An 11,138-nucleotide genomic window follows, 5' to 3' on the forward strand; every position below is an offset into this window, starting at 1 on the left:
CTGGCGGCCGCACCGTGCTTCCCGGCATGCGCTTCGACCTCTACCACCCCAGCGGCGGAGAGGGGCCGCGCCGAGCTCGCGCCCGCACGCCTCGTCGCTGGCGCCCCTCCTGTACTCGGCCAGATGGGCGACGGGGTCACGCTCGCCCTTTGCCAGCATGGCTCCTGCGATCGGCCAGGTGGAGAGCCACTGCCCCGAGCTGGCCGACGTTCGCCTCGACATCTGCGACGGCCCTGAAAGTGCCCAAGTGGACGACGGAGGCCCCGAGTTCGTGCCCGGGGACCTCGACGCCGGCTAGTTCCGCCCGCCCGAAGTCCGGCCAGGGATGGCCGGACTTCGGCGCCGCTTCGCGGCGGCTTCGCGCGGGCTGCCTGGGTGGTGCCCTAATTAGGGCATGTGCCCCCTCGAATCAGGGCAGCATCTTCTGGCGCACCTTGTCGATCGCGTCGGCGTTACTCTGTGCCGACTGCTCAGTGTTCTGGATCTCGCGCGTCAGACGCTCGACCTCCTCCAGGTCACCTGCCTCCTTCGCCGCGTCTCGCTGCTGCTTGAGGTCCGCTTTCCGCTCGGACAGCCTATCGATCGCTTGCCGGAGTTGCTCGATCTTCTTCTCGTTGTCTTCCATGGCACGGACGCTACTCCGGCGACGCTCGTCGGGCCACATGGATTCCGCGGCCGACGACAACCATAGAGACCTCCGCCCATTTGGGACGGAAGCGCAGCTGCCGGCCCCCAGGCTTCCGCTGCCCCGTCGCCAGCCGTTGGCCATGTGACCGGTTCACACCACAGAAGCCCCGCCAAGGCGTCCTGCATCTCGCAGGGCGAGGCGCGACACACGGCGCAGTCGTTCCCCTTCACCGTGCACAAAAGCCTGCGTTCGACGCTGGATCTGCGCAAATGGCTCGGACATCTAGTGTCCTAGCTGTGCTGGAGACCTAGGAAACAAGGGCTATACTCACTTGCACAGGTAAAGCGCCCCGCCTCGGCTGGTACCCGAAGCGGGGCTGCGGAACGCCGGATGGGGGCCCACCCGTCGCGCGTCGCACTGCGATCACAGGCCCGCCTCCGGAGAGGTGCAAGGCCCATGGCGAACGTGCTCCCGGCGGAGCGGCGGCTAGAGGTGCTCGCCGCACTCGTGAACGGCACCAGCATCCGCGCCGCGTCGCGCATGACCGGCGTGCACCAGGACACGATCGGCCGGTTCGGGCAGGCGACGGGCGAAGGCTGCGCGCGTCTCCATGACCGGCTGGTGCGCGATCTGACGTGCTCGCTGGTAGACCTCGACGAGATGCACGGGTGGTGGCGCAAGCGCCAGAACAAGGTGGACGCCGCGTAGGACGACGCGGCGAGTGTGGGCGAGCAGTGGACGTGGGCCGCGATCTGCCGCACCAGCAAGCTCATCATCGCCTGGCACGTCGGGAAGCGCGACCAGGAGAGCTCCGATTCTCTCGTCGAAGACGTGCGCGCGCGGCTCGTGGTCATGCCGCAGATCACGACCGACGGGCTCGGTCTGTACGCGCAGCCGATCGCGGCGAACTTCGGGCGCGCCGTGCCGTACATGCAGACCGTCAAGAGCTTCAGCTCGCGCCCTGGCAAGCCGGGCACGTCGGAGAAGTTCGCGGTCGAGCGCGGCGTCGACTTCATCCAGAAGCGCGCCATCTTCGGGACGCCGGACCCTGCGAAGGCGACGAACTACGCGATCGAGCGGTCGAACCTCACCGCGCGGCAGTGGAACGCGCGGCTCCGGCGCCGCACGCTGGCCTTCAGCAAGAAGCTCTCGCGGCACTGCGCCGCCGTCGCGCTGCACTACGTCTACGTGAACCTCTGCCACATCCCGCGGAACATGCGGATCACCCCGGCGATGGCAGCGGGCATCACGGACTGCCAGTTTTCAGCCTCATGGGGCCACCTGACGGCGTTTTTTGCAGGGTCATGGGGCCACCCCAAATCCAGGAGGATGGGGCCACCCGCGCGGGGGCGTGACCCAGTTTTTTTCAGGGTCATGGGGCCAGCTTCCGAGGTTTTTTGCAGCCTCATGGGGCCAGCTCGGGACGCCGAGGTCGGGATCTGAGACGGGCTCCTTCCGATGACGGCGCGGGTCGCCGTCGGAAGGAGGCCGATGCCCTACCGAGAGCTGATCATGGTTGACATCAAGGAAATGCTCCGCCGTCGTGCGGCGGGGCAGAGCGCGCGTCATGTGGCGCGCGCGACAGGGTTCGATCGCAAGACGGTCGGCAGGTACTTCGAGGCTGCAACGACGTTGCCACTGCCGTGTGACCGCGAGCCGACGGACGAGGAGATCCACGCGATCGCCCAGCGCGTGCAGGCGCGCCCCGTGCCCGACACGAGCGAGGAGTGGAAAGAGATCGGCACGCATCGCGCACGTATCGAGGCCTGGCTCGCCCAGCCCCGGCCGCTGAAGCTGACGAAGATCCACGTGCTGCTCAAGCGCGACCACGGCGTCAGCGCGAGCTACGGCACGCTCCGGCGCTTCGCCATGGAGGAGCTCGCGTGGCGCAAGAAGACGCCGACGGTTCGCGTCGCGGACACCGAGCCCGGCGAGGTCGCGCAGGTCGACTTCGGCCTGATGGGTAGACTGTTCGACCCAGCAACGCAGCGGGTTCGCAATCTGTGGGTGCTCGTGGTGACGCTCGCGTACAGCCGCTACCAGTTCGTGTGGCCGTCGTTCGAGCAGACCACCACGGCGGTGTGCGCGGGCCTGGACACGGCGTGGAAGTTCTTCGGTGCGATGGCACGAGTGATCCTGCCGGACAACATGAAGGCCATCGTGCTGCGCGCCGACGAGCTCGCCGTCGTGCTCGTGCCGGCCTTCCTCGACTACACACAGACGCGCGGGCTGTTCGTCGATGCCGCACGCGTCAGGTCGCCCAAAGACAAGGCGCGTGTCGAGAACCAGGTCGCCTACGTGCGCGAGAGCTGGTTCGACGGCGAGTCGTTCGCCAGCCTCGACGAGGCCCGCGCATCCGCGGAGCTGTGGTGTCGCGATGTCGCTGGCGCGCGCATCCACGGCACGACACGCGAGGTGCCGCGCGAGGTGTTCGAGTCACGCGAGAAGGGCGCCATGAGGCCGGCGCCGGAAGCGCCGTTCGACGTGCCGCACTGGACTGACGCGAAGGTGCACCCCGATCATCATGTGCAGGTCCTCCGGTCGCTCTACAGCGTGCCCACGCGCTACGTCGGCAGCACGGTGCGCGTCCGCGCCGACCGCGCGTCGGTGAGAATCTACGCGGGTACCGAGCTCGTGAAGCTGCACGCGCGGGTCGCTCCGGGCAAGCGCTCCACCGACCCGAGCGACTACCCCACGGGCAAGGCCGTCGCGGCGGTGCGCGACGTGGCCTCGCTCGTCGCGAGCGCGAGAAAGTGCGGGGCGCACGTCGGCATCTACGCCGAGCGGCTGCTCGACGTGCCGCTGCCCTGGACGCGCATGCGGCTCGTCTATGCGCTGCTGCGGCTGTGCAAGAAGTTCGGTGAGGGGCGCGTCGAGGCGATCTGCCAGAGCGCGCTCGCCTTCGACGTCGTCGACGTGCAGCGCGTGACGCGCATGCTCGAGACGGCGAAGCCGGCCGCGTCACCGTCGACCGAGGACCGCAAGGTCGTTGCGCTCTCCACGCCGCGGTTCGCGCGCAGCACTGAGCACTTCGCGACACGTACGACGGCGGCTGCCGTGACGAAGGAGGAGGTGCGATGAGCGCCAACGACGTCGACCCTGCGCTCGTCACGGCGCTCAAGCGGCTGCGCCTCGGCCGCATCGCAGCGACGTTGCGTGAGCGCCTCCTGCTCGCCGAGAAGCAGTCGATGGGGCACGAGGAGATGTTGCTCATGCTGCTGACTGACGAGATCGCGCGCCGCGAGGCGAGCGCGACGGACAGCCGCGTGCGCGACGCCGGGCTCGACCCAAGCATGCGCCTGGAGCTCTGGGACAAGACCGCGAAGGTGAGCTTCGATAGGCGCTTGCTCGGGGGGTTCACGAGCCTGCTCTTCCTTGAAGAGCACAAGCACATCGTCATCCTCGGCTCCGTCGGCGTGGGCAAGACCTTCCTCGCCAACGCGCTCGGACACCTCGCGTGTCAGCACGGCTACAGCGTGCGCTTCCTGCGCGCCGACGCGATGCTGCGCAGGCTGCGCCAGAGCAGGCTCGACAACTCACGCGACGCCGAGATGATCGCGCTCACGACCGTCGACCTGCTCATCCTGGACGACTTCGCGCTCGAGGCGATGAACAAGGAAGAGAGCCGTGACGTCTACCAGCTCTTCCTCGAACGCACGGGCCGCGGGTCGATGATCGTCACGAGCAATCGCGACACGGCCGAGTGGCTCGGGATGTTCGACGACGTGTTGCTCGCGCAGAGCGCCGTCGATCGGTTCAAGAACGCGGCGTTCGACTTCATCATCGAGGGCGAGTCGTACAGGCCACGGCTCAAGCCGAAGCTCGACGAGAGCAGCACGGCCGCACCGCCGCCCGCGCGCGGCAAGCCGCCCACCCATCCACGCACCAAGCGTCGATGACCGCTGCGGTCCCGGCGAGGACGTCGCACCCGGGGCCGCGCCGCCTCTGACCCCCTCGCTCCCCGCGGCGCGCCTGGCCCGCCCTCCTCGAGGTAACCGCCGGTGCCGCGGGGGCCGGGGGACCTGTTCGTGAGCGTCGTGGCCCCTCCTCTCCGCCAGAGCCTACCAGGGGGCCTGGGTGGCCCCATGACCCTGCAAAAAAGAGAGACGTCGCCGGTCGCTTCGCTCCCGGCTCCGGGGACCTCGACACGCTTCGCGGTCTCGGGCATCGTCGAGGCCGACCACGTCGTCTCCCCCTGGCCCCATGACCCTGCAACGGGGTGGCCCCATGACCCTGAAACGTGGCAACGGACACCGTGTGGACGCTGGAGCAGCTCATGGTCGCCGCGCTGGAGGAGCCGGCAGGGGAGGAGCCGCAGCCGCAGCCGCTCGCCATCCCGAAGCCGGAGGGGCCCGCCCGCGAGCTCCCCGCGGGGCGTGGCTGGCTCCGGGTGCTTCCTGGCGGCTCCGCTCCGTCGGCGCCCTCTGCTCCGCAGCCGCCGCCTGTGGCGCCCGTCGCGACGCCTACCGCCGTCGAACCCGCCGGTCCTCCGCCGGAGTCGTCCCGCCAGCTCGACCTGTTCGCCTGGCGTCCGAGACCGAGGACCCCGGTCCAGATGTCTTTGTTCGGCGATCCGCCGGAGGAGTAGCCGCTCCGTCGCATCCGGCGATGCTTGCTTACATTTTCGACCGCATGCTTGCGCATGCTTGCTTGCGCGTGCTACGTGATGCTTGCTCGACAACGAACGGAGGAACACGTGGCAGCAAGCAAGGGCACCTCTAAGCGCGCGAAGAAGCGCTCATCGGTAAAGGCATCCAAGGGCGGCCTCGCTAGGCGAGATGCGCTGTCGCCGGAGGAGCGGAAGTCTATCGCGCAGCGGGCTGCGGCCGAACGTTGGGCCGCGATCAAGGGCCTGCCGCGCGAGACCCACACCGGGATCCTCGACCTCGGCGCGGGCATCCCTTGCTCTGTTCTGAGCAACGGGAAGCGCGTCTTCTCCGTTAACGGCTTGCTCCGAGCGTTCGGGTCCGGCGGTAAGAGCCGCACGGCTCTCCCAGATGGGACGCCCGTGCCCGAGTTTCTGGCCGCGAACAATCTTCAGCCGTTCATCTCGACGGAACTGTCGGACCGGCTCGCGAACACGATTAAGTTCATGCCCATGTCAGGCGGATCGCCCGCCTACGGATACCTGGCGGACATCCTCAATCTCGTGTGCGAGGCGCTGCTCGATGCTCGACGCGCCGGCGTGCTTCGACCGAACCAGCTGCGGGTCGCCGATGGCGCGGAGATCGTCATGCGAGCGTTCGCGAAGGTGGGCGTGATCGCGCTCATCGACGAAGCGACGGGCTACCAGGCAGACCGCGCGAGCGATGAACTTCAGCGTCTCGTGGAGGCGTACGTCGTCGAGGACATGCGCCCATGGGTCCGACTCTTCCCCGACAGCTTCTTTCGTCAGGTCTACCGGATCCACGGCTGGCAATACAAACCCGGCGTGACTCAGGGGCCACGCTACGTCGGCAAGTTCATCAACAAATACGTCTACGAGCGTCTGCCACCGCCCGTGCTTGCGCGCCTGCGCGAGTTGAACCCTGTGGTCGACAAGAGACGCAAGCACAAGCATCACCAGTTCTTGAGCGAGGCGCTGGGTGAGCCGACGGTGGACCGCCACCTCGCGTCCGTCACCACGCTGATGACCGTGTCGAGCACGAAGACGCACTTCGAGGAGATGTTCCGCGTGGCGTTCCCAAAGGCTGGCGAGCAACTTCTCATGCGCGAGGTCCTGCAGCCGCCGCTCCAGATCGAGCCGTCGCTGGACGAGGCGGCGTCGGAGCCCATGGCGCTCCCAAAGGCTCCGGAAGAAGAGCCCGTTCTCGGCGGGATCAAGATGCTTTCTGCCTCGGCCAGTGTACGCGAACAGGTTCTCAGGATGCTGCGGTACGAGGAGTCGGCGACGTTCTCCGACCTCACGCTGGCCGTTTACGGGCACGACAGCACGGGCCAATCACGATCCCGTGAGGCGCGGAACGCCGCCCAAAACATGCGCAAACTCCTTGGAAGGATGAGCGCCGAGGGGCTGGTAGAGGTGGATGCCGACAAACGCTGGCGCCTCGGAGAATGCCAACGGGTTTGAGACAGTCCGGACGAGAATCCTATGAGGGGATCGCGCTGAGGGGCGCGTTCCGGCTCTGGGCCCCAACCGGTCGAGATCGGGGCGGCCGCGGCACGGCGGTGGGTGCAGCGACGGGCTCGGACGCCGCGCTGGTCGTGCCCGTGTGCGGCGGCGCCGCGTCCTCGCATGCGGCGGCGTCGACGGACAGCGGATTGATGGCTACCGAAGCGGGCGGCCTGCGTACGACGGGCGGACCGTTCGGGAAGCGTTCGGGATGCGCGGCGTAGGCCGTGTCGAGGGCGACCTGGCGCCGAGCCGCGATATCTTCGACGCGGCCATAGAATACATCAGCAGGTGTGAAGAGCGCAAGGCCAGAATGCTGATGAATGTCGTTATACCAGCTGAAGAACTCCTGGCACCACGCTCGTGCATGAGCCAACGAGGCAAAGCGTTCCGGATAGTCGGGCTGGTATTTGAGCGTCTTGAACTGCGACTCGGAGAAGGCGTTGTCATCGCTGACGTGAGGCCGGCTGAAGCTACGAACAACGCCGAGCGAGCCGAGGAGCTGAGCAAGCCCCTCCGACCTCATCGCGGAGCCGCGGTCGGCGTGCACCGTGAGCGAGCCGGGCTCGACGCCGTGGCGGGTGACGGTCTCTGCGAACAGGTGCTCGGCGAGCTCTGCGCTCTCCCGCTCGGCGAGCAGCCAGCCGACGGTCATGCGACTGAACAGGTCGAGGACGACGTACAGGCAGTAGAAGACCCCGGGCAGCGGCCCGCGCAGCTTCGTTATATCCCACGTCCAGATCTGGTTGGGGGCCGTGGCGGTGAGCGTCGGCTTGGCATGCTTCATCGGCCCACGCTGCGCGCGGCGCTCGCCGCTCTCGCCGGACGCCGCGAGCAGGCGGTACATCGTGCGGATGGAGGCGAGGTAGACGCCGCGCGACAGCAGCGTCGCGTAGACCTCCGGTGGTGGCTGGTCGACGAACTCGTCGCTGTGCAGCACGTCGAGCACGGCTTGCCGCTCGGTGTCGCTGAGCCCGCGTGGGCTCGGAGCGGGCCTGGTCAGCGCGGGCGGCTTCGCGGGCAGGGTCTGCCGGTAGAGCGTGGCGCGGCTGACGCCGAGTGCCGCACACGCCTGGGCGATGGGGACGTGCGGGTCATCGAGCTCCTCGATGACGTCCATCAGCGCTCTTCGTCGTTCGTGAGGTTGATGCCCAGAATGGCAGAAACTTTTTTTTGGAGATCAATGAGCTTCTCAGCGAGTGCGAGCTTCTCCTCGAGGCGCGCTGAGCGCTTCTCGAGCTCGGCGATGCGCCGATCCTTCGCGTCCTGCTTCGGCTTGCGGCCGGGCTTTCGCCCCGCGAGAGCCTCGCTGCCATGGAGTGCGAGCTGCTTGCGCCACGCCGTCAGGAGGGAGCTGTAGATGCCCTCGCGACGCAACAGTGCCTCGATGTCCCCGCGCTGGGTGCACGCGGCTGCCTCGCGAACGATGCGCAGCTTCTCCGCCGCCGAGAACTTCCGCCTCTTGCCCGGCTTCGGCATGGCCTCGACGGCGACGCCACTCGGGCGGGGAGCAGCGCCCTGCGCCGCTGGGGCGGGGGTAGGATCGACGGATCGGAGATGGGAAGGCTTCGGCACGGGTCAGGTCCATTCTCCGCCCTCTCACCACAGATTTCCAGGGGCAGCCTGTCTCACCCGACGTTGGCACAGAGGGCCTCGCAAGTGCTCCGGGCTGATGTATCATGGCCCATCACCAGTGACTTGCTGCAGGCGGCAAGGCGCTTCGCGGTGCGGTGCCGCAGCGGCACGCCGTCTGGATGTGGCTGTGGCGGGATGAGGCGAAGGTGGCGACGGCCTACCGCCGCCGCCTCCTCAACTTCAGCGCGAGCGCCTCCCGGGGGATCCTGAGCCTCGACGCCGCCGTGCTCGGGTTCATGCGGCAGCGCTTGGCGTACGCGACGAGGCTCTCCGGGCTGTCGACGGAGAGCAGCGCCTCCAGCTGCCAGTCCGGCAGGCTGGCCATCGCGTCGAGCACCTCCCGCGCCTCGATCTGGGCGTGCATGTCGATGCCGACGAGCTCGCGGAGCAACCCGAGCGGCTACGGATGGAGCACAGCGCGCCGCGCCCACGCGCTGTGCACGTAGTGCGAGGCGAGGCGCCACGCGATGCCGTGCAGCCACTTCCTCAGCGCGTCGCGCGGCTTGTCGCGCGGGTCTGGTCTGTAGAGCCCGCGTCGGACGGCGTTCCAGGCGTTGAGCAACACCTCGGCCTCCACGTCGCGCCGGTCGCGCTTCGGGATGCCCGCGAGCGTCGCCAGGACGATGCCGCGTTCCGCGAGGATCGCCTCCATCGTCGGCTTCTTCCGGGGATGTCGTGCGGCAGGCGGGCGTCCGGCCCCCTTCCGCGCCTTGGTCATGGAGCACCCCGCCGGGCGCCGCACGCTGCGCAGCGGTCCGCCGCAGCGAGTCCGCCGAGCAGTCGCTCGACGGTGACGCCGGCCAGCTTCGCGGCGCGCACGGCGACGCCGTACGATGGGCGCCGGCCGCAGATGATGTTCTGTAGGTGCCCCTCGCCCATGCCCAGCATCTCGGCGAGGCAACGGGTCGAGCGGGCCATGGATCGGAGCGAACGGAGCGCGGCACGGAGGCGCTGCGCCTCCTCGCCTCCCATGGACAGGGTGCGGCGCGGGCGGGCAGAGGGCGGCGCAGCCCGGACGGTTGGCCCCGTCGCGGGCTGCACTACTTCCGGCCGAACTTAGCCGCTCATGCGAGGCCCGGAGTCAAACTAGTACAGCGTTCCCCAAGTTCGTCCCTGGATCCGAGGTGAGCCAGCCGAGCCCATCGGGGTCGTGCGCGGCCAGAGTGTGGCGAGCACGCGCAGCGCATTGAGTTCTGCGAGGCGAGGTTGCCGGGTCACCTGCGATCGCATGCGTTTTTGAAGCCCTCGGCTCGGGGCAGGTCCCACGCGCGTAGGTGCCCCGAGCTCGCGCAAAACCCGTCCTGCTGCCCGGGCCGCTGCGCCAGAAGCTGCAGCAGGCGGCGCGCTCGCCCAAGACCTCGCAGCGCGATGCGCAGCGTGCCCGGATCGCGCTCCTGGCCGACGAGGGATGGAGCAACGAGCAGATCCAGCGTGCCGTGGGCTGCGACATCAAGACGGTGCGCAAGTGGCGCAACCGGGTCGCAGCGATCGCGGACGAGGCGGTGCTGCAGGACAAGCCGCGCACGGGCCGACCGCCGCGCGTGGCGACCGCGGTGCACTACGAGCTCATCAAGCTGGCCTGCTGCCGCCCCGATGAGCACAAGGTCCCATTCGAGCAGGTCTGGACCCTGGACCAGCTGGCCAAGGCCCTGAAGCTCGAGACCAAGGTGGAGCTGAGCCGCACCGAGGTCTGGCGCGTGCTGCAGGGAGCCAGCCTCCGACCGCATCGGGTCCGGCTGTGGCTGCACAGCCCGGACCCGGACTTCCGGTCCAAGGTCGAGGTGATCTGCAAGCTGTACCTGGAGCCTCCCGCAGGCGCGACCGTGCTGTGCGTCGATGAGAAGACCGGCATGCAGGCGTTGGAGCATCGGTTCCCCATGCAGCCGTGCCGCAGCCGAAAAGCCGCACGCCGGGAGTTCGAGTACCAACGCCACGGCACGCTCACGCTGATCGGCGCCTTCAACGTCAAGACGGGCGAGGTGGTGTCGCGCTGTGGACCGACACGCACCGCCGCCGATCTGCTCGCGTTCATGGACGAGGTGGCGAAGCGCTACCCCACGGGCGAGGTCTACATCATCTGGGACAACCTCAACATCCACCACGGTGCCAGGTGGAACGAGTTCAATGCGCGGCACGGAGGGCGCTTCCACTTCGTCTACACGCCCACCCACGCGTCGTGGGTCAATCAGATCGAGCTGTGGTTCAGCATCCTGAGCCGTCGGGTGCTCAAGCACGCCTCCTTCGCCTCTGCCGAGGAGCTGAGCCGGTGCGTGCTCGGCTTCGTGCGCCACTGGAACGAGCACCAAGCCCGGCCCTTCCGCTGGAAGTTCCGCGGCCAGTGGAGGGCGACCTTGCCATCGTACGCAGCCTGAGCTTCCGTGCGGGCCGATGTCCAAGCCGCACGCCGCCCCGGAGCACGCCGCCGCGGTCCGCTCCTACCTCGAAGCGCACGGACTGCCCCACCTGAGGGCCCGGAAGTACGGGCAGCTGGTGATCATCGAGTCGGGTCCTGAAACCGACCCGATCGCGCACGCCAGGCTGCGCCGTGACACCGTCCACCTCTGGACGCTCGAGATCGCAACCCACACCGGCAAGTGGGAGAAGACCGGCCTCCGTGGCATGTGGCAGGACTTGCTCAAGCTATTGATGACCGACTTCCCCTGGACGCTCGCGCCTATCGAGTAGCTGGCCCGGCGCTGGCGTTGCGCCGCCGGCGTTGCGTCGACGTCCAGCGACGAACTCGCTTTGTTCGTAAGCCCGGCC

11 protein-coding genes and 2 pseudogenes are annotated in these 11,138 nt (G+C 68.3%); 9 read left to right on the forward strand and 4 right to left on the reverse strand.

Annotated elements, in window-relative coordinates; translation table 11 throughout:
- Nucleotides 1-157 precede the first annotated feature (157 nt).
- The gene (locus WMF11_RS25420; protein ID WP_437979223.1) at nt 158-298 is read left to right on the forward strand and encodes a hypothetical protein; all 141 of its coding nucleotides are present in this window, start codon (nt 158-160) and stop codon (nt 296-298) included.
- A 111-nt stretch (nt 299-409) separates the two neighbouring features.
- Here WMF11_RS25420 and WMF11_RS25425 read toward each other — a convergent pair whose 3' ends face one another.
- Nucleotides 410-625, reverse strand: coding sequence for a hypothetical protein (locus tag WMF11_RS25425; RefSeq protein ID WP_437979224.1), 216 nt, complete (start codon nt 623-625; stop codon nt 410-412).
- A gap of 459 nt (nt 626-1,084) precedes the next feature.
- Here WMF11_RS25425 and WMF11_RS25430 point away from each other — a divergent pair, with 459 nt between their 5' ends.
- From WMF11_RS25430 to WMF11_RS25455, 6 genes are all read left to right on the forward strand, one after another.
- Nucleotides 1,085-1,336: a hypothetical protein gene (locus WMF11_RS25430; protein ID WP_437979225.1), complete on the forward strand. Its 252-nt coding sequence runs from the start codon at nt 1,085-1,087 to the stop codon at nt 1,334-1,336.
- Nucleotides 1,337-1,351: 15 nt separating this feature from the next.
- Nucleotides 1,352-2,071, forward strand: a complete 720-nt coding sequence (locus tag WMF11_RS25435; protein WP_437979226.1) for a hypothetical protein — start codon at nt 1,352-1,354, stop codon at nt 2,069-2,071.
- Between the two features lie 48 nt (nt 2,072-2,119).
- Nucleotides 2,120-3,709 carry an IS21 family transposase gene (istA, locus tag WMF11_RS25440; protein ID WP_437979227.1) on the forward strand — a complete coding sequence of 530 codons (1,590 nt, stop codon included), beginning with the start codon at nt 2,120-2,122 and terminating at the stop codon, nt 3,707-3,709.
- Entirely contained in the window at nt 3,706-4,527 is an 822-nt protein-coding gene (locus WMF11_RS25445; protein ID WP_437979228.1) for an ATP-binding protein, read from the forward strand. Before istA ends, WMF11_RS25445 begins: the two co-directional genes overlap by 4 nt.
- A 341-nt stretch (nt 4,528-4,868) precedes the next feature.
- Nucleotides 4,869-5,216, forward strand: a complete 348-nt coding sequence (locus tag WMF11_RS25450) for a hypothetical protein (RefSeq protein WP_437979229.1) — start codon at nt 4,869-4,871, stop codon at nt 5,214-5,216.
- Between the two features lie 108 nt (nt 5,217-5,324).
- Nucleotides 5,325-6,698: a P63C domain-containing protein gene (locus WMF11_RS25455; RefSeq protein WP_437979230.1), complete on the forward strand. Its 1,374-nt coding sequence runs from the start codon at nt 5,325-5,327 to the stop codon at nt 6,696-6,698.
- Nucleotides 6,699-6,885: 187 nt separating this feature from the next.
- Here WMF11_RS25455 and WMF11_RS25460 read toward each other — a convergent pair.
- The 3 genes and pseudogenes from WMF11_RS25460 to WMF11_RS25470 all read right to left on the reverse strand — a co-directional run.
- Nucleotides 6,886-8,225, reverse strand: a pseudogene (locus tag WMF11_RS25460) (IS3 family transposase); the annotation flags it as partial.
- A 307-nt stretch (nt 8,226-8,532) separates the two neighbouring features.
- Nucleotides 8,533-9,093, reverse strand: a pseudogene (locus WMF11_RS25465) (sigma-70 family RNA polymerase sigma factor).
- Complete coding sequence (locus WMF11_RS25470; RefSeq protein WP_437979231.1) at nt 9,090-9,293, reverse strand: helix-turn-helix domain-containing protein; 204 nt, start codon at nt 9,291-9,293, stop codon at nt 9,090-9,092. Before WMF11_RS25470 ends, WMF11_RS25465 begins: the two are co-directional and overlap by 4 nt.
- Before the next feature lie 356 nt (nt 9,294-9,649).
- Between WMF11_RS25470 and WMF11_RS25475 the strand changes: the two genes are divergently transcribed.
- Nucleotides 9,650-10,747, forward strand: a complete 1,098-nt coding sequence (locus WMF11_RS25475) for an IS630 family transposase (protein WP_437979232.1) — start codon at nt 9,650-9,652, stop codon at nt 10,745-10,747.
- Between the two features lie 16 nt (nt 10,748-10,763).
- The gene (locus WMF11_RS25480; protein WP_437979233.1) at nt 10,764-11,060 is read left to right on the forward strand and encodes a hypothetical protein; all 297 of its coding nucleotides are present in this window, start codon (nt 10,764-10,766) and stop codon (nt 11,058-11,060) included.
- Nucleotides 11,061-11,138 lie beyond the last annotated feature (78 nt).

Origin of the sequence: Sorangium sp. So ce295 (assembly GCF_051527405.1) — a bacterium.
Classification (GTDB): domain Bacteria; phylum Myxococcota_A; class Polyangia; order Polyangiales; family Polyangiaceae; genus Sorangium; species Sorangium cellulosum_B.

Excerpts from the sequence above, each read along its gene's own strand:
- WMF11_RS25420 (WP_437979223.1), top strand. The coding sequence starts at position 158 with ATGGCTCCTGCGATCGGCCAGGTGGAGAGCCACTGCCCCGAGCTGGCC.
- WMF11_RS25425 (WP_437979224.1), bottom strand. The coding sequence starts at position 625 with ATGGAAGACAACGAGAAGAAGATCGAGCAACTCCGGCAAGCGATCGAT.
- WMF11_RS25430 (WP_437979225.1), top strand. The coding sequence starts at position 1,085 with ATGGCGAACGTGCTCCCGGCGGAGCGGCGGCTAGAGGTGCTCGCCGCA.
- istA (WP_437979227.1), top strand. The coding sequence starts at position 2,120 with ATGCCCTACCGAGAGCTGATCATGGTTGACATCAAGGAAATGCTCCGC.
- WMF11_RS25445 (WP_437979228.1), top strand. The coding sequence starts at position 3,706 with ATGAGCGCCAACGACGTCGACCCTGCGCTCGTCACGGCGCTCAAGCGG.
- WMF11_RS25470 (WP_437979231.1), bottom strand. The coding sequence starts at position 9,293 with ATGGCCCGCTCGACCCGTTGCCTCGCCGAGATGCTGGGCATGGGCGAG.
- WMF11_RS25480 (WP_437979233.1), top strand. The coding sequence starts at position 10,764 with ATGTCCAAGCCGCACGCCGCCCCGGAGCACGCCGCCGCGGTCCGCTCC.